18 protein-coding genes and 1 pseudogene are annotated in these 23,865 nt (G+C 66.6%); 11 read left to right on the top strand and 8 right to left on the bottom strand.

Annotation, left to right across the window (positions count from 1 at the left end):
- Positions 1 to 151: 151 nt before the first annotated feature.
- The gene (locus tag HB724_RS00695) at positions 152 to 1,447 is read left to right on the top strand and encodes an MFS transporter (protein WP_213978973.1); all 1,296 of its coding nucleotides are present in this window, start codon (positions 152 to 154) and stop codon (positions 1,445 to 1,447) included.
- Positions 1,444 to 3,075: a carboxylesterase family protein gene (locus HB724_RS00690; RefSeq protein WP_213978972.1), complete on the top strand. Its 1,632-nt coding sequence runs from the start codon at positions 1,444 to 1,446 to the stop codon at positions 3,073 to 3,075. Before HB724_RS00695 ends, HB724_RS00690 begins: the two co-directional genes overlap by 4 nt.
- Before the next feature lie 115 nt (positions 3,076 to 3,190).
- Here HB724_RS00690 and HB724_RS00685 read toward each other — a convergent pair whose 3' ends face one another.
- On the bottom strand, positions 3,191 to 4,792 hold the full coding sequence (locus HB724_RS00685) for an AMP-binding protein (protein WP_213978971.1): 1,602 nt from the start codon (positions 4,790 to 4,792) through the stop codon (positions 3,191 to 3,193).
- 76 nt (positions 4,793 to 4,868) lie between these two features.
- Positions 4,869 to 7,115, bottom strand: coding sequence for a TonB-dependent receptor (locus tag HB724_RS00680; protein WP_213978970.1), 2,247 nt, complete (start codon positions 7,113 to 7,115; stop codon positions 4,869 to 4,871).
- Between the two features lie 364 nt (positions 7,116 to 7,479).
- On the opposite strand from HB724_RS00680, the gene HB724_RS00675 reads away from it, so the two are divergent.
- Both HB724_RS00675 and HB724_RS00670 read left to right on the top strand, forming a co-directional pair.
- The gene (locus tag HB724_RS00675; RefSeq protein WP_213978969.1) at positions 7,480 to 7,884 is read left to right on the top strand and encodes a hypothetical protein; all 405 of its coding nucleotides are present in this window, start codon (positions 7,480 to 7,482) and stop codon (positions 7,882 to 7,884) included.
- Positions 7,881 to 8,606 carry a siderophore-interacting protein gene (locus HB724_RS00670; protein ID WP_213978968.1) on the top strand — a complete coding sequence of 242 codons (726 nt, stop codon included), beginning with the start codon at positions 7,881 to 7,883 and terminating at the stop codon, positions 8,604 to 8,606. Before HB724_RS00675 ends, HB724_RS00670 begins: the two co-directional genes overlap by 4 nt.
- Positions 8,607 to 8,636: 30 nt before the next feature.
- Here the strand turns inward: HB724_RS00670 and HB724_RS00665 are convergent, their stop codons facing one another.
- From HB724_RS00665 to HB724_RS00655, 3 genes are read right to left on the bottom strand one after another with little or no spacing between them, the layout of a single operon-like run.
- Entirely contained in the window at positions 8,637 to 9,272 is a 636-nt protein-coding gene (locus HB724_RS00665; protein ID WP_213978967.1) for a 2-dehydro-3-deoxy-6-phosphogalactonate aldolase, read from the bottom strand.
- Positions 9,262 to 10,152: a 2-dehydro-3-deoxygalactonokinase gene (locus HB724_RS00660; protein WP_213978966.1), complete on the bottom strand. Its 891-nt coding sequence runs from the start codon at positions 10,150 to 10,152 to the stop codon at positions 9,262 to 9,264. The genes HB724_RS00665 and HB724_RS00660 overlap by 11 nt, the downstream gene beginning before the upstream one ends.
- Complete coding sequence (locus tag HB724_RS00655) at positions 10,143 to 11,723, bottom strand: sodium/sugar symporter (RefSeq protein WP_213978965.1); 1,581 nt, start codon at positions 11,721 to 11,723, stop codon at positions 10,143 to 10,145. Before HB724_RS00655 ends, HB724_RS00660 begins: the two co-directional genes overlap by 10 nt.
- A 105-nt stretch (positions 11,724 to 11,828) precedes the next feature.
- Between HB724_RS00655 and HB724_RS00650 the strand changes: the two genes are divergently transcribed.
- Both HB724_RS00650 and HB724_RS00645 read left to right on the top strand, forming a co-directional pair.
- Positions 11,829 to 12,554 carry a FadR/GntR family transcriptional regulator gene (locus tag HB724_RS00650; protein ID WP_213978964.1) on the top strand — a complete coding sequence of 242 codons (726 nt, stop codon included), beginning with the start codon at positions 11,829 to 11,831 and terminating at the stop codon, positions 12,552 to 12,554.
- A 247-nt stretch (positions 12,555 to 12,801) separates the two neighbouring features.
- Entirely contained in the window at positions 12,802 to 13,749 is a 948-nt protein-coding gene (locus HB724_RS00645) for a Gfo/Idh/MocA family oxidoreductase (protein ID WP_213978963.1), read from the top strand.
- Positions 13,750 to 13,816: 67 nt separating this feature from the next.
- Here the strand turns inward: HB724_RS00645 and HB724_RS20310 are convergent.
- Both HB724_RS20310 and HB724_RS00640 read right to left on the bottom strand, forming a co-directional pair.
- Positions 13,817 to 13,948: pseudogene (locus HB724_RS20310) on the bottom strand (transcriptional regulator); the annotation flags it as partial.
- Between the two features lie 96 nt (positions 13,949 to 14,044).
- Complete coding sequence (locus HB724_RS00640) at positions 14,045 to 15,667, bottom strand: amidohydrolase family protein (RefSeq protein ID WP_213978962.1); 1,623 nt, start codon at positions 15,665 to 15,667, stop codon at positions 14,045 to 14,047.
- Between the two features lie 203 nt (positions 15,668 to 15,870).
- Between HB724_RS00640 and HB724_RS00635 the strand changes: the two genes are divergently transcribed.
- The 3 genes from HB724_RS00635 (at position 15,871) to dgcA (ending at position 18,859) form a co-directional block, all read left to right on the top strand.
- Positions 15,871 to 16,758 carry a LysR family transcriptional regulator gene (locus tag HB724_RS00635; protein WP_213978961.1) on the top strand — a complete coding sequence of 296 codons (888 nt, stop codon included), beginning with the start codon at positions 15,871 to 15,873 and terminating at the stop codon, positions 16,756 to 16,758.
- A gap of 98 nt (positions 16,759 to 16,856) precedes the next feature.
- A complete protein-coding gene (dgcN, locus tag HB724_RS00630) occupies positions 16,857 to 17,879 on the top strand; it encodes an N-acetyltransferase DgcN (RefSeq protein WP_213978960.1) in 1,023 nt (340 codons plus the stop codon).
- Positions 17,879 to 18,859: an N-acetyl-D-Glu racemase DgcA gene (gene dgcA, locus HB724_RS00625; RefSeq protein WP_213978959.1), complete on the top strand. Its 981-nt coding sequence runs from the start codon at positions 17,879 to 17,881 to the stop codon at positions 18,857 to 18,859. The genes dgcN and dgcA overlap by 1 nt, the downstream gene beginning before the upstream one ends.
- Before the next feature lie 13 nt (positions 18,860 to 18,872).
- Here dgcA and HB724_RS00620 read toward each other — a convergent pair whose 3' ends face one another.
- Positions 18,873 to 19,340 carry a RidA family protein gene (locus HB724_RS00620; RefSeq protein WP_213978958.1) on the bottom strand — a complete coding sequence of 156 codons (468 nt, stop codon included), beginning with the start codon at positions 19,338 to 19,340 and terminating at the stop codon, positions 18,873 to 18,875.
- Positions 19,341 to 19,561: 221 nt separating this feature from the next.
- Here HB724_RS00620 and HB724_RS00615 point away from each other — a divergent pair, with 221 nt between their 5' ends.
- Positions 19,562 to 22,453, top strand: a complete 2,892-nt coding sequence (locus tag HB724_RS00615; RefSeq protein ID WP_213978957.1) for a TonB-dependent receptor — start codon at positions 19,562 to 19,564, stop codon at positions 22,451 to 22,453.
- Between the two features lie 54 nt (positions 22,454 to 22,507).
- Complete coding sequence (locus HB724_RS00610; RefSeq protein WP_213978956.1) at positions 22,508 to 23,863, top strand: serine hydrolase domain-containing protein; 1,356 nt, start codon at positions 22,508 to 22,510, stop codon at positions 23,861 to 23,863.
- Positions 23,864 to 23,865: the final 2 nt, after the last annotated feature.

Genomic DNA, 23,865 nt, shown 5'->3' with positions numbered 1-23,865 from the left:
GCCGCATGATGCCGGCAACGAGACTATAAAAAAACGAGAGAGAGGAACCGTGGGTATCGAGGCCGTCGGTCGCGCGCCCGTTCGAGGCGCAATGCGGGGGAGCCGGCAGCGGCGATCCGCGACTTTTCCCTGCATCCGGGCGCTCTAGCCGATGGCCGCAACCGCCGCCGTCGCACCCGAGGCGCAGCCCGCCATGCCCCCGCGCAACTGGCTCATGCTCGCCGCGCTCACCTTCGTCTATGTGCTGAACTTCCTCGATCGCCAGTTGCTGGGCATTCTCGCCAAGCCGATCCAGGATTCGCTCCACATCACCGACGGCCAGTTGGGGCTGATCGGGGGGCTCTATTTCGCCTTCTTCTATTGCTTCATCGCAATCCCGATCGGCTGGTTCGCCGACCGCACCAACCGCGTGACCGTGCTGTCGCTCGCCTGCGCGATCTGGAGCGGGGCGACCACTGCCTGCGGGCTCGCGGCCACTTATCCGCAGCTCGTGGTGGCGCGCATGGTGGTCGGCTTCGGCGAGGCGGGCGGGGTGCCGCCCTCCTATGCGCTGATTACCGACAGCTTTCCGCCGGGGCGCCGCGGCATCGCCTTCGGGATCTACAATCTCGGGCCGCCGATCGGCGCGGCACTGGGGATCGCCTTCGGCGCGTCGATCGCAGCGATGTTCGACTGGCGCGACGCCTTTGTCGCGATCGGGATCGTCGGGGTGATTACGGCGATCCTGCTCCGGCTGTTCATGCGCGAGCCGGCGCGCGGCGCGCTCGATGTCGCGGCGGGGGTGGTGCCCAGGGACAAGGCGGGGTTCTGGGAAACGCTGCGCATGTTCTTCACCCATCCGGTGCTGATGCTCGCGGCGCTGGGGAGCGGCGCCACCCAGTTCATCACTTATGGCCTGGGCAATTTCGCGGTGCTGTTCCTGATCCGCGAGAAGGGCATGACGCTGCCGGAGATCGCGGTCTGGTATGCGCTCGCCGTGCTTGTCGGCATGGGTGGGGGGATGATCGTCTCGGGCCGCGTGATCGATCGCTTCACGCGCCGCTCGCGCACCGCCTATGCGACGGCGCCGGCCGTCTCGCTCGCGCTCGCCTTGCCCTTCTATGTCGCCTTCCTGTGGGCGCCGGGCTGGCCGCTGGCGCTGGCGTTGCTCACCGTGCTGATGTTCCTCAACTATTTCTACCTCTCCTCCTCGGTCGCGCTGGTGCAGGAGGAGGTGCGGCCTGATCAGCGCGTGCTTTCGGGCGCGCTGCTGCTGCTGGTGATGAACTTCATCGGCTTGGGGCTAGGCCCCACCTATGTCGGTGCCGCGAGCGACTGGTTCAAAGCGCAGGGCAGCGCGCATTCGCTCCAGATGGCGCTCTACACGCTCACGCCCTCCTATCTGATCGCCATCTTCCTGTTCCTCTGGCTGGCCCGCATCCTTCGGGCCGAAGGAAATCGCGCATGAAACTTCGTCTGCTCGTTCTCGGCGCCCTCGTGTTGGCCGGCCCGGCTGCCGCGCAATCGGGGCCGGTGGTCGATGCGCCTTCGGGTGCCGTGCAGGGCAGCGCCGAGGGTGAGCTGAAGGTGTTCAGGGGCATTCCCTATGCGGTGCCCCCGGTGCGGGCGATGCGCTGGCGCCCGCCGGCGCCGATGCAGCACTGGAAGGGCGTGCGCGCCGCGACTGCATTCGGCCCGGCCTGCGTCCAGCCGCAGAGCAAGACGCCATCGGTCTATTCGCCCGCCGAGCCGCTGCCGGTGAGCGAGGATTGCCTGACGCTCAACATCTGGGCGCCCAGGGACGCGCAGAACGCACCGGTGTTCTTCTGGATTCACGGCGGCGCGCTGGTCACCGGATCGAGCCGCGAGGCGATGTACGACGGCAAGAGGCTCGCCGAGCGGGGCGTGATCGTCGTCTCGATCAACTATCGCCTGGGCGTGCTCGGCTGGCTGGCGCATCCCGGCCTCACCGCCGAATCGCCGCAGCATGTCTCGGGCAATTACGGGCTGCTCGATCAGATCGCCGCGCTCGGGTGGGTGCGGCACAATATCGCGGCGTTCGGCGGCGATCCCGGGAACGTCACCATCGCCGGGGAGTCGGCGGGGGCGCTGAGCGTGATGTACCTGCTGGAATCGCCGCTGGCGCGCGGGCTGTTCCACAAGGGGATCGCCGAGAGCGCCTATATGATCTCGATGCCCGAGCTGAAGAAGGCCGTCTATGGCGCGCCCTCGGGCGAGGCGGCGGGGCAGATGCTCGCGACGGGGCTTCAGGCGGCGGACCTCTCCGCGCTGCGCGGCATGGATGCGCAGGCGATCACCGATGCCGCCGCCAAGCTCGGCTATGGCCCCTGGGGCACGGTCGACGGGCTGGTGCTGCCGCAGCAGATGGTCGACGCCTTCGGCCAGGGCAAGCAGGCGCCGGTGCCGCTGCTCGCCGGCTTCAACCAGGGCGAGATCCGCTCGCTCATGATCCTCGCGCCCAAGGCGCCCGATACGGCCGCCGAATATGAGGCGACGATCCGCGATCGCTATGGCGAGCTGGCCGATGCGTTCCTGCGCCTCTATCCGGCGGCGGATTACAAGGAGAGCATCCTCGCGACCACGCGCGACGGGCTCTATGGCTGGACGTCCGAGCGGCTGGCGCGCCGCCAGACCACGCTGGGCGTGCCCGCCTATCTCTACCTGTTCGATCACGGCTATCCGGCGATGGACGAAGCGGGGCTCCACGCCTTTCATGCGAGCGAGCTGCCGTTCGCGTTCGGCACGTTCGACAACACGCCGCCGCGCTGGCCGAAGATTCCCGACACGGCCGGGGAGCGCGCGCTTTCCGACGCGATGATCGGCTATTGGACCAGCTTCGCGCGGACGGGGACGCCGGTGGCGGAGAATGCGCCGGCCTGGCCGGCCTATGGCGCGGCGGCCAACTATATGCACTTCGCCGCGACGCCGGAGCCCAGGGCGGGACTGATGCCCGGCATGTACGCGCTCAACGAGGTGGTAATGTGCCGCCACAAGGCGACCGGCAAGCTGGCCTGGAACTGGAATGTCGGCCTCGCCGCGCCCAAGCTGCCGCCCAAGGCGGAAGGATGTGATTGATTCCCCTCCCGCTTGCGGGAGGGGTTAGGGGAGGGGCCGTCCGCGGGCGATTGGCCTTCCTTTGACATGCCCTCCCCCGACCCCTCCCGCAAGCGGGAGGGGAGTTGGGCAGCGGCTACCGCGCCACCCGCTCGCCCAGGATCCTGCCTTCGGCATAGTCGGCGCGCAGGCGGTTCTTGTCGATCTTGCCCGAAGCGGCGAGCGGCATCGCCGCCACCTCCGCCACCTGGTCCGGAATCCACCAGTCGGCCACCTTGCCGCGCAGCAGCCGGACCAGCGCCTGCGGATCCTGGTCGTCGCCCTGGGTCTCGACGATCAGCACGGGCCGCTCGCCCCATTTGACGTCGGGCCGGCCGATCACCGCGACATGGCGCACCGCCGGATGGGTGCCGATGATCGCTTCGATCTCGGTCGGGTTGATCCATTCGCCGCCCGACTTGATGAGATCCTTGGCGCGCCCGCAGATGGTGAGGTTGCCGCTATCGTCGATCATCGCGAGGTCGCCGGTGTCGAAATAACCCTCCGTATCCAGCGCGTCGCTCTCGCCCAGATAGTAGCGGTCGAGCACGCTGTGGCCCTTCACCTTGAGATGGCCGAGGATGCCGCGCTGGGGAACCAGCGTATTGCCCTCGGCATCGGTGAGCTTCAGGTCCAGCCCCATAAGCGGGCGGCCCGAGGCACGGGCGTCGCCGGTCGTGCCCGGCGGAGCGATCGTGCCGATCGGGGAAAGCTCGGTCATGCCCCAGCTCGTCTGCACCTCAGCGCCCAGCCGGTCCTCCAGCCGCCGGATCAGCGCATCGGGGCAGCTCGATCCGCCGATCAGCACGCGCTTGAGCGCGGGCAGTTCCTCGCCGGTTTCCTCCAGGTGATCGGCCAGCGCGAGCCACACCGTCTGCACGCCCACCGCCACGGTCACGCCTTCGTCGCGCATCAGCCGGGCGAGGCTGGCGCCGTCGATCGCGCGGCCGGGCAGCACCAGCTTGGTGCCCACCGCCGGCGCGGCGAAAGGCAGGCCCCAGCCATTGGCATGGAACATCGGCACCGCGAGCAGCAGCGCGTCGCTTGCGGTCAGCGCGACCGCGTCGGCCTGGAGCGCGCGCAGCGTGTGGAGATAGTTGGAACGGTGCGTGTAGACGACGCCCTTGGGGCTGCCCGTGGTGCCCGAGGTGTAGCAGAGCCCCGCCGGCGCATTCTCGTCGAACCCGCCCCAGGCGCATTCGGCGCCGAGTTCCTCCAGCAGCGCCTCATGGGTCCAGACGCGGGCCGGATGCGACCCGAGGGCTTCCGCGTCGGACAGGGGGGCGTCGAGCACGACGACATGCTCGATCGAGGGGCAGAGCGGCAGGATCTCGCGCGCCAGCGGCAGCAGGTCCACCGCCACGGCGAGCACGCGATCCTCGGCCTCGTTCATCATCGCGGCGAGATGGGCCGTCGTCAGCCGCGGGTTGAGCGTGTGGCAGACCAGCCCCACGCCCATCGCGGCATAATAGAGCTCAAGGTGATGCTGCGTGTTCCAGGCGAGCGTGCCCACCCGGTCGCCCTCCGCCAGCCCCAATGCGAGCAGCGCCCCCGACATGCGGTTGCTGCGCGCCCGGAGCGCCGCATAGTCGATCCGCGTCGCCACGCGACCCGCATCGCCCCCCACGATCTGGCGGTCAGGGAACCACTTGGCGGCATGATCCAGGAATTTGTCTATCGTCAGGCCGTAGGGTTGCATGACACCTTGGGGGATAGGAGGAACGAAGCGGCCGGTCATCGTCCGAGCGATCGGGCGACGATCGGCCGGGTGAAGGTCAGAAGATCTTGAGCAATTTGACGCCGTATTGGCGCGGCGCCCCGGCGAAATAGAGGCCGCTGTTCAGCGCCGCCGGATAATGCTGGTCGGTGAGGTTGGTGGCATAGGCGGTCAGCGTCCAGGACTCGTGCTGCCAGGCGAGCTGCGCGTTCAGGATGTTGCGATCCTCCAGCCGGTCGCCGAGCGCCGGATTCTCGAACAGCGTGGCCCATTGCGCGCCGACATGCCCGTAGTTCGCGCGCGGGATGATCTTGTCCTTCTCGCCCAGCTTGATCTCATACTGTCCGCCGATGTTGAAGGTGAAGTTGGGCGCATAGGTCTGGCGCCGGCCGCCCAGGTCGATGCAGTTGCCGCTCGCCGGGCCGGTGCGCGGATCGCAGGGCAGGGGCACCGCCGGGACCACGCGCGGATCGTTGGCGTAGAAAGTGCCCAGCTCGCTGTGCAGGATGTTGATGCCCGCATCGAGCGAGAAGCCGCCGAAGTGGAACTCGGCTTCCGCTTCGCCGCCATAGATCTTGGTCTTGTCCGGCACGTTCAGCTCGATCCCGAAGGTCGGGAAGTCCGGATAGCCGATGATGACCTGGAAATTCTTGTAGTCGTTGTAGAAGCCGGTGATCGTCGTGCGGATGTGCCCGTCGGCGAAGCTGCCCTTCCAGCCGGCCTCGAAGGAGGTGATCTCCTCCTCCTTGAACGGATCGGGAAGGCCGAGGCCCACCGGCACGTTGAGGCCGCCCGGGCGGAAGCCGGTCGCCACGAAGCCGTAGAGATAATGGTTCGGGCTGACCTTCCAGCCGAGCGACGCCTTGTAGGAGAAGTTGTTCGACTTCGTCTGCTGGTCGTCGCGGATATAGGTGCCGTATTGCAGCACATCGACATGGTTGGTCGACTGGCTGGCGGTATAGCGGCCGCCCAGTTCAAGCTTCAGATTGTCGGTGATGTCGAACCCGACCTGCCCGAACAGCGCGAGCGAGCGCGTCGGGTTGCGGCCCTGCAGCTTGTACTGCGCCGCCGGCAGATCGAACGGATAGGCGACGTCGATGATGAACTGATAGGGGTGCAGGAAGAAATAGCTGTTCCACAGCCCGAACGCGCCGGCCAGCCAGGTGAAGCGCTGGTTGTCGGGCGAGATGAGGTTGAATTCCTGGCTCACCTGCGTCTCGGTGACGCTGTCGTAGAAGGCCGAGTTGGCGGCGCCGGGCGTGTCGGATGCGGTGCCGTCCAGATCGGCGCGGTACATGGTGTTGGCGTTCTGGATGCTCGACACCGAACGGAACTTGATGCCGCCCGCGAACTCGTAATCGACCTTCAGGATCGATCGGACGAACTTGTCGCGCGCGCCCTGCGGCGCGTTGAGCCCGATGTCGAACAGATCCTTGTGGTTCGGATTGGGCGTCGAGGTGCCCGGCAGCGTCTCGAAATAGGTGCCGAACGGGCTCGCCGGATAGGCGCCGAAATCGAGATAGTCGAAGTCGGTCTTGGACAGGATCGAGAGCCGGTCATTGGGCTTCCACAACAGGCTGATCCGTCCCGCGGCCATGCCCAGGTCGTTGTTGCTGCCGGCGTAGCGCGCGCCGCCGGGGCCGGTGATGTTGTAGAAGCCGTCCCGCCGCTCGCCGAAGAAGGCGATGCGGGCGGCGAACTTGTCGCTGATCGGCAGGTTGACCGCGCCCTGCACGCCGGCATCGTTATAGTTGCCGTAATTGGCGTTGATATAGCCGTGCAGGCCGCCGCCGATGATCGGATCGTTGGTGTTGACGAACACCGCGCCGCCGGTCGCGTTCTGGCCGACGATCGTGCCCTGCGGCCCGCGCAGCACTTGGATGTTGGCGATGTCGAAATAGGGCTCGCCCTGGACGTACCCCGGAAAGGAGGGGACGCCGTCGCGATAGGTGATGACGCCGGTGGTCGTCTGGGTATTGTGCTCGGCCTTGCCGATGCCGCGCACGTTGAAGTCGTTGCCCTGGCCGAAATTGTTGACCACCACGCTCGGCATCGCGAACTGCAGCGCGTCGACATTGGCGACGCCCTTGTTCTCGAGCTGGGTACCCGACAGCACCGAGGCCGAGACCGCCGTGGTCATCAGGTTCTCGCTGCGGCGCTGGGCGGTGACGACGATTTCCTCGTTCTGCGCTTCGGACGTGGCGGTGCCGCTGTCCTGGGTTTCCGGTTGCGTCTGCGCGGCGGCGGTGCCGCAGCAGGCGAAAGCGAGCGCAGACGCGCTCAGCCACAACGCACAAGCCTTCATAAAATCCTCCCCACATCTCTCTCCGGTCGGCGCTCTTCGGCGCTCACCCCATCTAAGCTGCAGCAAAGTGCGGCCTTTCGCAATACTAATTCTCTCATGAGTGAATATGTTGGCGCGACGTTCTGACCATTTACTTTTTGCGAATCGCTCGCAATATTGTTGAGAATCGTTCGCAAATATGCCATGCCCATATGCGTCGCACGCAAGCGACCGGGAGAGGCGCCATGGCGGAGAAGAAGCGTTCGATGATGGCCAGTCTTCCGGCGATCGTCACGATCGCTCGCCATAATTGGATCGCCGGTCTTGACGATTATTGCCGGAGGACGGGGCGGCTGTTCCCCCGCGCGACGGGAGCCAGGGCATCATGATCCAGGGATATGCACCGGCGCCGGTTCCCGATGCGCTGGTCCTCGCCGCGGCGAGGCGCTGGCGCGAGGCGCGGGACGGGGGCCGTCCGGTCCAGCGGGCGCTGCACACGCTGTTCGAGCCCGAAGGCTGCGCGATGCTTGCGCCCGTCTTCGACAGCCTGATGCGGCTGTGCGAAAGCCGCTTCGATCACAAGCTCTGCACGGGCTGCGTGCTTGCGCCGTCGGTGGACGAGCATCTGCTGTGCCGCTTGCTCGCCGATCCGTCCCTGCTCGATCGGATAGGGCCATGCCGCCTGGGCAGCGGCATGGACCGTGCCTTCGCCTGCGCGCTGCATTCGACGCGCATCATGCTGTCGATGATCCGCGACGACACCCAGGACGTGAAGGGAAGATTGCAATGAACGAAATGCGTGCCGGGCCGGGGCGGATCGAGAAGACGCTGATCCGCTGGCTGATGCGGCCTGCGACCGTGACGGCGGTCGAGCCGCTGTCGGCGAGGTTCCGGTTGATCGACCTGGCCGGCGATGCGCTGCAAGGCGTCGTCTGGAGGCCGGGGCAGAAGATCCAGGTGATGCTGGGCGGGCTCTTCACCGCGCGCACCTATACCCCGATGGAATGGGACGCGCGCGGCAGCACGCGCATCCTCGCCTGGTCGCACGGGGCAGGGCCGGGGAGCGATTGGGCGACCGGGCTGGCGGAAGGGGACGAATGTCAGTTCTTCGGCCCGCGCCGCTCGCTGGACGTCGCCGATATCGAGGGGCCCTTGGTCCTGTTCGGCGACGAGACGTCGTTCGGGTTGGCGGCGGCGCTCACCGGCATGTCCGGACGGACCCCGCCCCCGCAGCTTCTGTTCGAGGTATCGGATGCGGGCGAATGTGGCCCCGTCCTGCAGGCGACCGCACTCGGCGCGGCAACGCTGGTCGAACGTCGCGCCGATAGCAGCCACATGCCGGACCTCGAGAGCCGGATCACCCAGCTTGCCCAAGGCGACGCCACCTTCGTCCTGACCGGCCGCGCGCAGGCGATTCAGCGCCTCAATCGCGCGCTGAGAATGGCGGGTGTCGGCTCCACCCGCCTGCGGAGCAAGGCCTATTGGGCGCCGGGCAAGGCCGGGCTCGATTGATGGCAGCGTTGGTCCGCGCTCAGTATCCCATTAGCCCGCAGCGATCCTCAGCGCGTCCATGAAGGCCGTGGCGCGCGTCCGGACTTCGTCGGGGCTCATGCCGGCCTTGTACAGGCCCGAACCCAGGCCGAAGCCCTCGCAAGCCTTCCACCAGTCGGCGAGCGTATCCGGAGTCACGCCGCCCACCGCCAGGATGGGGATGGAGCGCGGAATCACCGCGCGGTGCGCATCGATGAGGCGCGGCGAGCCGGCTTCGGCGGGAAACAGCTTCAGGCCGGTCGCGCCGGCGCCGATCGCCTCGAATGCTTCGCTGGGCGTGAAATAGCCGGGAAGCGAAACCATTCCGCGCTTGGCCGTCGCGGCGATCACAGCGCGATCGACATTCGGGGAAATAATCAGCCGCGCCCCCACATTCTCGACGCGGACGACATCGGCTTCGCTCAGCACGGTGCCCGCCCCGATCAATGCGTCTTTGCCGAAGCTGTGCACGAGCTTGTACACGCTGTCGAAGGGCTCGGGCGAGTTCAGCGGCACCTCGATCATGCCGATGCCGGCGGAAACCAGCGCCTCGGTGATCGCCTCGACTTCGTCCGGCTTCACGCCGCGCAGGATCGCGACGATCGGGCAACGCTCCAGCGCGGCAGCGAGGGTCTGTCTAGCGTCCATTGTTTTCCTTCCAGATCGCGGTGATGCCTGCGGTAAAGGCGGCATGGCTGTCGAGCAGCACCGGCCTGCCGCCCGCGGCGGCGACTGCCGCCGAGTATAATCCGCCGAGCGCCGGGTCGGCGAGGATATGCACTTCCCCCCCGGCGGCCAGGCCCTGTTCGCGCACGTCGGTGCCGATCAGCAGGCCGCTCACCCGCGCCGCCACGTCGTCCGCATCGCGGTGGCCGAGCACGACGCCCGCGCGCTCGCCGAACAGGCTGGACAGGAGCCGGCCGTCCTGCGCGAGCGCGAGCCCCTGGCGGAAGGCGGGTCCGTCGGCGACGGTGCCTTTCAGGAAGTCGCCGAGCAGGCTGTGCGCCTTGAGCAGCGCGAACACCTCACCCGTCATGGCGGTGCGGAAATCGGCGACGCTGCCATTTTGGAGGCGCGCCCATTTGCAATGCGTGCCCGGCTGGCAGAGCAACGCGTCAACAGGCGCCAGGCCGGCGGCAACCGCGCCCAGCAGCTGCACTTCCTCGCCGCGCATCACGTCGCAACGGTCCGGAGTGTCCACGCTGAGCCCCGGCACGATCGCGGTGCGGCCCGGCTCGACCCAGACCAACCCCTTGGCCAAGGCGTCGAGTCCGGCGGGGCAGGCGCGATAGGGCACCTCGACCCATCCGCGCGTCGATCCCACCATGCCCGCGCACAGCACCGGCAGGTCGCCCAGCCGCGCCCGAATCCCGGCGACCTCGCCCGCGAACGCTTCGTGCGGCACGGCCAGGACGCCTTTGTCGTCGCGCACCGTCTCGATCACCGCGCCATCGGCGGCGATCGCATAGGCGCGGCGATTGGTGGTGCCCCAGTCGATCGCGATGAAGGCGGCGTTGCTCACCACCATGTCGCGTACAGTGCGATCAGGATCAGGACGACGGCGATCGCGCCGACATTGAACGACGTGCCGGTGCGGTAGCTGACATTGGCGGTATCGATGGTGTCGGTGTCCGCCCGCGAGCGCGTGACCAGCGAGACGGTCACGGCCAGCGCCAGCGCGATCAGGAAGACCAGCCCCATCCGGTCCATGAAGGGCAGCGCCGGCAGGAACGCCTTGAACGCCCAGGAGAGGATCACCGAAGCGGCGCCCGCGGCCAGCGCCCCGGCCTCGTTCGCGCGTTTCCAGAACAGGCCCAGCAGGAAGATGACGGTGATGCCCGGCGTGAAGAAGCCGGTGAATTCCTGGATGAACTGGAACGCCTGTTCCGAGCTGCCGACCAGCGGGCGCGCGGTGAGGATGGCGAGGATGATCGCCACCACCGCCGCGGCCCGGCCGACGAAGACTAGGTGGCGTTCATTGCCCTCGCCGCGATCCCGGCCGCCGCCATGCTTGGCGTAGAGATCGAGGGTGAATATCGTCGCGATCGAATTGATCTTCGACGCGGTCGACGCGACGATCGCCGCGATCAGCGCCGCGAACACCAGGCCGAGCAGGCCGCTGGGCAGCAGGCGCATCATCGTCGGATAGGCTTCGTCCGGCTTGGCGAGATCGGGCGCGAGCACCACGGCGGCGATGCCCGGCAGGACGATGACCAGCGGCATCAGCAGCTTCAGGAAAGCCGCGAAGATGATGCCCTTCTGCGCCTCGCCGATCGACTTGGCGGCCAGCGCACGCTGGATGATATACTGGTTGAAGCCCCAATAGCTGAGGTTGGCGATCCACATACCGCCGATCAGCACCGAAAGGCCGGGGAGGTCCATATAGTGCGGATCGCCCCTTTTCAGGATCATGTGGAAATGATCGGGTATCTCCGCGGTCAGCTGGCTGAACCCGGCGAGCATCCCCGCGCCCCGGCCCAGCTCGCCCAGCGTCAGCGCGGCGATGACCAGGCCGCCGAGCACCAGCAGCGTCACCTGCACGATGTCGGTCAGCGCGACTGCCTTCAGCCCGCCGCGCAACTGATAGAGGAGGGCGAACGCGCCCAGGATGACGAGCGCCAGATCCTGGTTGATGCCGGCCACCTTGGTGACGGCGATCGACCCCAGCCAGATGATCGAAGTGAGGTTCACGAAGACGTAGAGCGCCAGCCAGAACAGCGCCATCAGCGTCCGGATGGACGGGCCGTAGCGCCGCTCCAGGAACTGCGGCATCGTGTAGATCTCGTTCTTCAGGAAGATCGGCAGGAAATATTTGCCGACGATCAGCAAGGTCAGCGCGGCCATCCATTCATAGGATGCGATCGCCAGGCCGATGGCATAGCCGGATCCGGACATGCCGACGATCTGTTCGGCCGAGATATTGGCCGCGATCAGCGATGCGCCGATCGCCCACCAGGGAAGGTTCTTCGAGGCCAGGAAGTAATCGGTGGTGTTCCGGGGCGCGGCACCCGCCTTTTCACGCGAGACATATTGCGCAAGGCCGAAGATGAGCACGAAATAGACCGCGACGACCAGGATATCGATTGTAGCGAGCTGCATCCAGATGCCTTCCCCCGGGTCGGCCGGAGCGCTATGAATGAAATACGCGTGGCCTATTTATATGATCTATATCACCTAGCAGCGGGGCAATGGCGAGTGCAAGCGATGTCGGCAGATCCTGGTGAAATCCGGACGTCCCTCGGGCGCAATCTCACTTATGGTCTGCTCGATCATCTCGGGAAGATGATCGTCACCGGCGGCTATGCGAGCACGCCTTTCCCCACCGAGGCCGAGCTTTCCAAGCAGCACGGCGTGAGCCGTTCCGTCACGCGTGAAGCCGTCAAGATGCTGACGACCAAAGGGCTGCTCAGCGCACGTCCGCGCCAGGGCACCGTCGTCCAGCCGGACAGCGCCTGGAACCTGTTCGATTCCGACGTGCTGCGCTGGCTGCTCGAGCGGAAATTCTCGCTCAAGCTGCTGCGCGAGTTCAACGAACTGCGCGTCGCGATCGAGCCTGCCGCCGCCGCCCTGGCGGCGATTGCGGCGGACAAGAACGGATTGCAGATGATCCGCACCGGCTTCGACCGGATGATCGCGGCGGACGCGGGCGACGACGATCCGCTGGAAGCGGATATCGCCTTCCACCTGGCGATATTGCAGGCCTCGGCCAATCCGTTCTTCGCGCAGTTCAGCGACGTGGTGGACACGGCGCTGCGCACTTCGATCCGCCTGACCAACCGCATCCAGGGCCGCAGCGCCGATCTCGATGCGCATGGGGCGGTGCTGCGGGCGATCGAGGCGCGCGATCCGGAGGCCTCGCGAACGGCGATGCTGCGCATCATCGTGGACGTGATGGAGCTCGTCCGTTTGTCGCCCACCGCAATTCCCTGATCGTATCGGGACACGCGGCCCCTGAACGGAATTTGGAGGAGGCACCCGAAGCCAGTCCGCCACCAGGCGGGCCGCTCGGGGGCTTCGATCGGAGTGGCATCCTATCGCGCGGCAGGGGATCGCCACGTTTCGCGGTTGATGGCGCGAAGGCCGATCGATAGAAAGCCGATTTATCAGATAAAAATAAAGCGGAGGATTCAAGCACCGTGGATCGATCGTCGTCCCTGCCCGGGCAAGGGCTGTCCGAATGACTGCGATCGAACTCCCCGATCCCCTCCGGCTGGGAATCGTCGGCGTCGGGAAGATCGCGCGAGACCAGCATCTCCCGTCGATCGCGGCGTCGCCCGATTTCGTGCTCGCCGCCGCGGCCAGCCGCCATTCCGCCGTGGAGGGCCTCCCCGGTTTCGACAGCATCGAGGCCATGCTTGCCGATGGCCCACCGATCGACGCCGTATCGATCTGCACGCCGCCGGGAGGCCGCGACCGGATCGCCCGCGCGGCCATCGCGGCGGGCAAGCACGTCATGATCGAGAAGCCGCCGGGCGCGACGATTGCGGAAGTCGCTTCCCTGGCACGGCTTGCGGAGGCGGCGGGCGTCTCGCTTTTCGCCAGCTGGCATTCGCGCGAGGCCGCGAGCGTCGATTCGGCGCGGGCCTGGCTTGCCGGGCGGACCGTGACCGGCGCATCGATCCGATGGCGTGAGGATATCCGCGTGTGGCACCCGGGCCAGGACTGGATCCTGGGGCCGGGCGGCTTCGGCGTGTTCGATCCGGGCATCAACGCGCTCTCGATCGCCACGGCGATCCTGCCGGACGACCTGATGGTCGAAAGCGGCGCCATCGTCGTCCCCGAGAACCGCGATTCGCCGATCGCTGCCCAGATCGCGATGCGCCTTTCGACCGGTGCGCCGGTCTCGCTCGATCTCGATTTTCTGCAAACCGGCCCGCAGAGCTGGGACATCGAGGTCATGACCGAGACGGGCGCGCTGAAGCTCACCGAAGGCGGCAAGCGCATCTTCATCGACGGCGCGGAACAGGTGCCCGGTGAGGATCCCGGCGAATATCCCCGGCTCTACAGCCACTTCGCTTCCCTGATCCGCAATGGCGAAAGCGATATCGACCTGCGCCCGCTGCAGCTGGTGGCGGACGCGTTCCTGGTCTCCCGGCAATATCGGACCGACGCCTTCGATTTCTGACCGGCCGGACGCTTCGAAGCCGTGTTCGAGAGCGGGTTTGGAAGTAATGGGCCGGGCCCAGACGCTTGGAAAAGCTACTCCGGGTCAGCCCCGTCGTTTCGGCCAGTTGCCCCGTCGACAGGCCGTCCGGTTCATGGCGTACCGGCAGCTCGAAGGCCGTGAGCGCGGCCAAAGCGGGCGGGGCGATATCGTCGTTCACGCATCGGGGTCATCCGATGCAAACGGGTTGCCGTCGGGCGATAACCTATCGGCAATGCCGGAGCCGCCTTCCCATTCTCCCGCACTGCGTTCCAGATCAGGCGGGGCAGGTTCCGGCGGTCGGGATATGGCGTAGCCCTCGGCCGGCGGCGAGGCCGGTGGGCTTGCCCTGATCTATCGCAACCGCGCCGTTGACGATCAGGGTGCGCACGCCGACGGTCAGTTCGGCGGGGTGCACATAATCGGCCCTGGGGCGATAGCCGGCGGGATCGAACACGACGATGTCGGCGAAATAGCCCTTCCGCAAATGGCCGCGGCCTTCGAGCTTGAACATGTCGGCGGTGCGGCCGGTGCTCGAATTGATGAACTCCGCCAGCGATATGGCGTGCTCCTTCAGCACGTATTTCGCGTATTTCTGCGGGAAGGTCGCATACATGCGGGGATGCCCCGCCGAGCCGTCGGAACTGGTGACGATCCACGGCTGGCGCATCAGCAGCTTGATATCGCCCTCGGCCATGTTGAACGATACGACCGCGCTGCCGTCCGGGCTCTCGGTGATGATCCGCAGCGCCGCCGCCACCGGATCGACGCCCCATTCGGCGGCGATCTCGCCAAGTCGTTTTCCCGTCCAGGGATGCCCCGGGCGAGTCAGCAACAGCGATGCGGCACCCCCGCGACGGCGCAGATTCTCGACCATCTCGCTCTTGATCCGGGCAAGCTGCGCCGGATCGGCAAATCGCCGGAGCATCGCCGCCCGGCCGCCATCGACCGCCCAGCGCGGCAGCAATGCGGGCTCGAGGCCGGAGCCGGAGGCTTCCCACGGATATTGATCGGCGGTCACGTTCAGGCCCTCGGCGCGCGCGGCCTCGATGATCGAGACGAGCTCGGGCGCCTTGCCCTGCACATCGATGCCCAGCACCTTCAAATGCGCGAAATGGACCGGTATGCCTGCCCCGCGACCGATCGAAATGACCTCGCGCGCCGAGTTCATCACGCCGATCGTGTAGGATGATTCGTCCCGCTGGTGCGTATCGTAGATGCCGCCGCGAACCGCTGCCTCCCTGGCGAGGGCGATCACTTCGTCGGTCCTGGCGAAGCTCTGCGGCGCGTAGAAGAGCCCGGCGGACAGGCCCAGCGCGCCTTCGCACATGCCCTTGGCGACCAGCCCTTTCATCGTCTCGAGCTCGGCCGCGGTCGGCGCGCGGTCGTCCTCCCCGATCACGGTGCCGCGCACGGCACCGAAGCCGACATAGGTGGCGACGTTGGTGCCGGGTTTCTGCGCCTCGATCTGCCTGAAAAAGGCGTCCACGGCCACTTTCCGGCCGGGCTGGCCATAGCCGTCGACGCCCAGAAAGACCGTCGTCGCCCCCTGCATCATCCAGGCGAGATTGAGCCTCTCCTCCGGAATCTTGCTCGTGATGAAGGCATCGGCGTGGGTGTGCGGATCGATGAAGCCAGGGGCGACGACCAGGCCCTTGGCCGAGATCGTGCGCTTGCCCGCATAGGGATTCCTGGCGGTCGGGCCGACATAGACGATGCGATCGCCGGCTATCGCCACGTCGCCGACGATCGGATCGGTGGAACTGCCGTCATAGATGGTGCCGCCGGTAATCACGATATCGCTGACCTGCTTCGACGGGCGCGCGGCGATGGGTGCCGCGAGCATCGCGATGGAAAGAGCCAGCAGCGGCAGGCGAACGCATTTCGAACGGCTAGTCATGGCGGCGAACTCCTGTGTCGGAGGAAGCGAGGTACGGCCCCATGCGGACGCAGGGCCGGATGCGCACTATGGGGGCGAAGCCGTGCGGACAGGCACATATCTTGGCGCGTCGTCCATATCTGGAGGCTATTGGTAGGGTGCTTTTCGCTACCGCTCCGGGCTATGGCCTCGATCACGGCGCTGTGTAATGTTGCACTGCGATGATGAAATTGCGTCACATCGAAGTCTTCCACGCCGTCTATCAGACGGGTTCGGTGAGCGGCGCGGCGCGTGCGCTCCATGTGTCGCAGCCCTCGGTCAGCAAGGTGCTGCGCCACGCCGAGGCGCAGATCGGCTTCATGCTGTTCCGCGTCGTCAAGGGGCGGCTGGTCGCGACCGAGGAAGCGCATGTTCTGTTCCATGAAGTCCGCGATCTGCAGGGACGGATCGAATCGCTTCAGGAAACCACCAAGAATCTGCGGCGCGGTGGCGGCGGGCATATGCGGCTGGGGGTGCTGCCGTCGCTCGGGTTGCAAGTCATTCCGCGCGCGGTCGCCCGGTTTCGCAAGTCGCATCCCGATGTCTCGTTCGAGATCAAGACGATACACAAGGAAGACATGCTGCGTTCGCTCTACGAGCGGAGCAGCGACATCGCCGTAGCCTATGATTCACCACGACACCCCAGGCTCAGCGAAGTGTCGATCGGCTCGGGCGAACTCGTGCTCCTGTTCCGGAAGCAGGACTTTCCGAACCCGCCGCCGCGGCTCTCGGTGGATGCGCTCGACCGGTTCGATCTGGTCAAGCTCGCCGCCACCGGATCGATCGATACGCTGTTGACCAGTGAGATCGACCCGACCCTGGCGAGCCGCGCGGGCATCTCGGTCGAGACCTATTATGTGGCGGCGGCGCTGGTGCGCGAGGGGGCGGGGATCGCCGTCGTGGACGAATTCACCGCGCGCGCGATGGTGGGGGAGGATCTGGATTTCCGGCCCCTGGCCAGGGGCTCCAAGTTCGACGTCTATTGCGTCCATCTGGAAGACCGGCCGCTTTCCCGCATGACGCAGGACTTTATTGCTGCGATGCAGGAAGCGATGGCGTCCGGCAGAGCATAACGCGCGCCTATGGACGCCTGAACCCTTGATGTTGGACCCTGTCAGCCCGTTGGACTGAGTGTGGCTGCGCGATCACGCCCGATCGCTGCGAGACCAGCATGATCCCCGATCCCTATCTCCTGTATCTCGGGAACCCGAGAGACGAACTCTCCGTCAAGACCTCACGCGGCATCGCGGTATGGCGTCCCGAACTTTGCATCGGCGAGTTCCGTTCGCACGGCACCCCCATCACACTTGGGCTCCCGCATCTCGAATTCGCGGAAGCGAAGGCGCGGGGCGCGCGCACCCTGATCCTCGGCGTCGCCAATCCGGGCGGCACGATGAGCCAGGAGATGATCGCGCACGTCCTGGCGGCGCTTTCGGCCGGGCTGAACATCGCCTCCGGGCTGCATCAGCGGTTGACCTCGATTCCCGAGATCGTGGCCGCCGCCGCCGCGGGCAACCTGCAATTGATCGATGTCCGCGAGCCGCCCGCGCATCTGGATGTCGGCAAAGGGGTGCCGCGTGCCGGGCTCCGCTTGCTGACCGTCGGCACCGATTGCTCGGTCGGCAAGATGTACACCACGCTGGCGCTGGAGCGCGAATTGCGCCGCCGCGGCATCGTCGCGGATTTTCGCGCGACCGGCCAGACGGGCATCTTCATCGCCCAGAGCGGCGTGCCGATCGACGCCGTGGTGGCCGATTTCATCTCGGGCGGCGCGGAATGGGTATCGCCGGCGCGGAACGACGGCGGCTGGGATCTGATCGAAGGGCAGGGGTCGTTGTTCCATCCTTCGTTCGCCGGAGTCTCGCTCGGGCTCCTGCACGGCGCCCAGCCCGACGCGATCGTCCTGTGCCACGAGGCCGGCCGGCCGCATATCCGCGGCATACCGGGGCGGCCGCTGCCGGATCTCAAGACCTGTCTTGAGGCCAATCTCGAAGCGGCGCGCCTGACGTCTCCGGATGTCGTGGCGGTCGGCGTGTCCCTCAATACGTCTTCCCTCGGCCGGGACGATGCGGTTGCGGCGTGCCGGGCGATCGAGGACCGGCTGGGGCTCCCCTGCCAGGATCCGCTCGCCATGGGGATCGATCGCATCGCCGATCATCTGCTCGCGACATTCGCAGGCGAGGCCGTGTCGTGATGCGCCATGTGCGCACCGGCATCGAGCAATGGCCCCTGGCCACGCCCTTCCGCATCTCCCGCGGCACCAAGACAATGGCCGAGGTCGTCACCGTCGAACTGCGACAGGGCGATGCGGTTGGCCGAGGGGAATCGGTTCCCTATGCCCGCTATGGCGAAACCGTGCAGAGCGTGGAGGCGCAGGTCGCGGCGATCGCGGGCGCCTTGGCGGATGGCGCTTCGCGAGACGACGTCTCCGCTTTGTTGCCACCCGGCGCTGCCCGCAACGCGGTCGATTGCGCGTTATGGGATCTCGATGCGGCGTTGGGCGGACGCAGCGTCGGCGCGACGACCGGCTGGGGCGATCCGGCGCCGGTGACGACCGCGCTCACGGTGAGTCTCGACACGCCGGAAAAGATGGCCGCCGCCGCGGCTGCGATGGGGGAGGGCGCCCTTATCAAGATCAAGGTCGATGCCAATGCCCCGGACATGGCCATCCGCGCTGTCCGCGCCGCGGCTCCGGGCGCGCGCCTGATCGTCGATCCCAATGAGAGTTGGGACATGCCGCTGCTGGAAGCCATCCAGCCGCTGCTGGAGGAACTCCGCGTGGACTTCGTCGAGCAGCCGCTGCCCGCGGGCGAGGATGCCTGTCTCGAAGGATTCGCGGCGCGCGTGCCGATCTGCGCCGACGAATCCTGCCATATCGTGGACGATCTCGAAATCCTATCGCGGCGCTACCGGATGGTGAATATCAAGCTCGACAAGACGGGGGGCCTGACCGAGGCGCTGAAACTGCTCTCGGCCGCCCGGGAGCGGGATTTCGGCGTCATGGTGGGATGCATGGTCAGCACCTCGCTGTCGATCGCGCCAGCGATGCACATTGCGGCCCGTGCCGATTATGTCGATCTGGACGGGCCGCTATGGCTCGCGCGGGACCGGCCCGGCGGCGTGACGATGCGCGAAGGCAGGATGGTGCGCCCGGACCCTGGCTTCTGGGGCTAAGAGGGGGCGACATTCAGCCCTGGGCGATACGGATCACGGCATCGACTTCGACGGCATGTCCGCCGGGCAGGCGATAGGCGCCGACGCTTGTCCGGCTATGCCGCCCGCGGGCACCGAGCGCTTCGACGAGCAGGTCGGAGCAGCCGTTCATGACGGCGGGGATGCCAACGAAATCCGCCGCCACCTGCACATGGCCGGTGACCCGCACCACTTGCCGGATGCGCTCCAGGTCGCCGTCCAGCGCCGCCGCCATCTGTGCGAGCAGGTTGAGCCCGGACAGGCGCGCCGCCGCCTGGCCGGCCGCGAGATCCAGATCGTCGCCGATTGTGCCCGTGACGGCCCTGCCGTCGAAATTCGAGACCTGGCCCGAGATCCAGAGATACGACCCGTCCATGATGAAGGGCACGTAATTGCCCTGCGCCTGGCGTTGCGCCGGCAGCACGATCCCGGCGAGCGCCATGCGCTCGGCTATGCTCTCCATGGACGCTTCCTCCCGTCGATGGCGGCCCGCATGACGCCCGATCGGAGCCTCCGCAAGCCCCCGTCGATCGATAGACGCGGGCTATGAGTGTGCGATGCGATTCACTCTGTTCGTTAGGATATGGCGCGGTGAAGCTGCTGCAACGCAACAAAGGGGGCGCGAAGCGCATGAAAATTCTAACGAACGACTCGCGGCGGGCAACCGCATTTCGTCGGCGCGCAATGCTGTTCGCAAGCGCAGCAATGATCCTGGGCGGTACGCCAGCATTCGCGCAGGTCTCGACCACGGCGGTCCCGCAGGAAGCGGACGAGCCGTCGGGACAGTCCCAGCAAAATCTGGCCCAGCAAGCTCTGGCCCAGCAGGACCAGGCCGAGCCCGCCGCGGGCGGGGATATCGTGGTCACGGGCTCGCTCGTTCAGCGCAACGGGTTCAGCTCGCCGACGCCGGTGACGGTGATCGGCGCGGACGCGCTCGAGCGGGTTTCGGCGCCCAATGTTGCCGACGTGATCAACCAGATGCCGGCGCTGCGCCCGTCGCTGACCCCGACCAGCGCCACCAACGCCGGCGGCAACACGCAGACCGCCGGCAACTTCCTCGACCTGCGCGGCCTCGGCTTCGCCCGCACGCTCGTACTGGTCGACGGCCGCCGCTATGTGCCCACCAACCCCACCGGCGCGGTCAGCATCAACACGATCCCGCAGGCGCTGATCGATCGCGTCGATATCGTCACCGGCGGCGCTTCGGCCGCCTATGGCGCCGATGCGGTGGCGGGCGTCGTCAATCTGCGCATCAATTCGAAGCTCGAAGGGCTCAAGAGCACCTTCCAGGTCGGCGCCGCGGAGGAGGGCGACTATCGCCAGATCCTCGCCTCGGTCGCCGCGGGCACCAAGATCACCGAGAACCTGCATCTGGTCGTCGGCGGCGAATTCTCCGACAACAACGGCATCAAGCGCCTGTTCGACCGCGACTGGAGCGCCAAGGGGCCGGGCCAGCTCGCCAATCCGAACGCCGGCAATGGCGGCCTCGGCACGCCGGACCAGCCGCGCTTCTTCGTGGTCGATGGCGGCATCCGCAGCAGCAACGCCACCTATGGCGGCGTGATCACCGGCGCGACCTTCAGCAACGGTGCCGCCAACATCAACAGCATCGTCGGCCTGCCGACCTATCTGAAGGGCATCCAGTTCTCCGATGCCGGCCAGGCGATCCCGTTCAACTTCGGCACGCTGGTCACCTCCGGGTCGATGCTCGGCGGCGACGGGCTGAACGGCGTCGCCGAACAGGTCGGCGGCACGCCGATCACGCGCTACAGCGGCTTCGGACGCCTGACCTACGAGCTGTCGAACAATTGGGAGGCGTTTGCCGAATTCTCCTATCACAAGCTCAATTCGGAGCAGGACGGCATTCCCACCAGCTTCCAGAACGCGCTGCGCGTGGACAACGTCTTCCTGCCGGCCGCGTTGCGGGCGACGATGATCGCGAACAACGTCGCGACGATCACGATCGGCAAGAGCGGCAACGACACCTCGCGCGTCCGCAACGTCTTCGATATCGATACGGTGCAGATGTCGACCGGCATCAAGGGCGAGTTCGCGCCGGGGTGGAACTTCGACGCTTATTACGCCTATGGCCGCAACTACAGCAAGACGATCAGCTACAACTCGCGCGTCACCGCCAATTTCGCGAACGCGATCGATGCGATCGACGATCCGCGCACGCCGGGCGTGGTCGATCCGATCTGCCGTTCGACGATCACCAATCCGAACAATGGCTGCGTGCCGCTGAACATCCTGGGCATCGTCAGCCCGAGCAATCCGGCGCTGAACTATGTCAACGGCATCGGCGAGGGCACCAGCGACATCCGGCAGAACACCGTCGCGGCGACGGTGCGCGGCAGCCCGTTCTCGACCTGGGCGGGGTCGGTGGCGTTCGCCGCCGGCGCCAGTTATCGCGATCTCGATCTCGTGACCGGCGCCAATACGGCGTCGCAGTCCGGCATGTTCGGCGGACCGACCCTGCCCTATACGGGCGAGGTCCACGTCAAGGAAGCGTTCGGCGAAGTCCTGGTTCCGCTGCTCGCGGATTCGCCGATCGGCAAGCGGCTGGAAATCGATCTCGCCGGGCGCATCACCGACTACAGCACATCGGGCGAGGTCACGACATGGAAGGGCGGGGTCGACTATGCGATCACCGACTCGATCCGCCTGCGCGCGACGCGCTCGCGCGATATCCGCGCGCCCGGCCTGGCCGAACTGTTCCAGCGCAGCGGCAGCTCCAACCTGACGGTGACGGATTTCGATCCGCGCTATCTGGGCCAGAGCTACCTGGTCACCGCGCGCACGGCGGGCAATCCCGATCTCACGCCCGAAAAGGCGGATACCTTCACCGGCGGCGTCGTGCTGACGCCGACCTTCATTCCGCGGCTCAGCCTGTCGGTCGATTACTACGACATCAATATCAAGAACGCGATCATCCAGATCACGCCGGCGGCGATCGTCCAGCAATGCTTCACCACCAACACGGCGGCCTGCGCGTTCATCTCCCGCGACGTGAACGGCAAGATCACCGAGGTGTTCTCCGGCCCGGTCAATCTGGCCAGCGCGATGACGCGCGGCATCGATTTCGAGCTGCAATACACGCTGCCGGTCGGCGCCGATCGCATCACCTTCCAGACCCTGGTCAACTATCTGATGAAGACCGAGATCAACGACGGCATCACCGCGACGCGGCTCGACGACAGCATGGCGCAGCCGACCGTCGCCGCGCTGGGCGGCAATCCGACGTGGAAGGCGAACGTCAACGCCAGCTACGTCGCCGCCGGCTTCCGGTTCAGCGGCACCGCGCGCTACATCGGCGGCGGCTTCATCGATCGCACGCTGACCGCGAAGGATCTCGACCAACTGCGCGTGAAGGGCCGCGTCTATCTCGACCTGTCGGGTGAAGTGACGCTGTTCCGGCCGAAGGGCGGCGACAGCAAGGTGGCGCTGTTCGCCGCGGTGCAGAACCTGCTCGACACCGATCCGCCGATCACCGGCGGCGGCGGCTACGGCACGACGCGCGGCCTGTTCGACACGATCGGGCGGCAGTTCATCGGGGGCGTCCGCTTCAACTTCTGACCCAGGGGGACGCGCGGCCCCCCGTGCCGCGCACGAACAGGAAGGAGAGGTGTGATGGTCCGTCGCTTCGCATTGTTGCCGTCGCTCGCACTGGTCGCGGCGCCGGCCCACGCCGATGATCCCGGCGCCGCCGAACGCATCAAGGCGGCGCTGGCGGTGCCCGCCGCCACGCCGCAGCCGGGCTGCGGCGTCGGCATCTTCCGCAACGGCAAGCCCGCCGAACGCGTCAATGCGGGCTTCGCCGATGTCGAGGGGGGGCGGCCGATCCGGTCGGACACCCAGTTCTACGCAGCGTCGGTGTCCAAGCAGTTCACCGCCGTCGCGCTGATGCAGCAGGTGGTCGCCGGCAAGGTGCGGCTGGAGGACGACATCCGCACCTATATTCCCGAGCTGCCGCAATATGCGCATCCGGTGACGGTGCAGATGCTGCTCAACATGACCGGCGGCGTCCGCGATTCGCTCGCGCTGCTCGGGCTCGAAGGCTATGGCGATATCTCCGAGCCGTCCCGCGCGTCGGGCCTTGCCGAGGTCTATCGCCAGCCCGACACCAAGTTCGAGCCCGGCACCCGATACGACTATACCAATGGCGGCTATCTGCTGCTGTCCGAGATCGTCGAGCGTGTCACCAGGATGCCGTTCGAAGCCTATGTGAACGCGAACGTGCTGAAGCCGCTGGGCATGCGCCGCAGCTTCGTGATGCTGGGCAGCCGGACCACCGATCCGAATTTCGCCAAGGGCTATGTCGCCAGGGGCGGGACGATCGCGTCGTCGAACGATTATCCGCTGTTCGGCGGATCGGGCGGCCTGATTACGACGGTCGATGATCTCGGCAAGTGGAACTACGATATCGATACCGGGCACAAGGTCTGGACCGCGGAGATCACGCGGCTGATGACCATGCCGGGGAAGTTCAAGAATGGCGCACCGGCGCTGCGAGGGGGTTGGGGCATCACCTATGGCAATGCCCTGCTGATCGGGCCGCACTGGTTTCACCACACCGGTGCCGCCGGCGGCTTCAAGACGCTGTTCGGTTATAATGCCGGCAAGCGGATCGGCATCGCCCTGCTCTGCAACAATGGCGACTATGATCCCAATGAGAAGGCGGATGCGGTCATCGCCGCGCTTGCCGAGGGCCTGCCGCCGGTCAGCGAGCCGGACTATCCCGTCGAGACGATCGACGGCCGGTACAAGACCCCCAATCTGAACGCGACCTATGTGCTCGCTGCGAGCAGCGACGGCATCACGATCCGGATCGAGCGGCCGGACGGCCGGCCGGCGGAGCCGATGGTTTTCAAGCGCGTGCAGGGGCAATATCGCGCAGGCGCCAATCAGCTCATGATCGACGATGACGGGAAGGGCTTCACGCTCGATATCCCCCGCGTGTCGCTGCATTTCGACAAGGTCCAGTGATC

It is taken from the genome of Sphingomonas sp. dw_22, assembly GCF_018449795.1.
Taxonomy (GTDB): Bacteria; Pseudomonadota; Alphaproteobacteria; order Sphingomonadales; family Sphingomonadaceae; genus Sphingomonas.
Note: the sequence above shows the minus strand (reverse complement) of the source record. Positions and strands in the feature narration are given on the sequence as shown.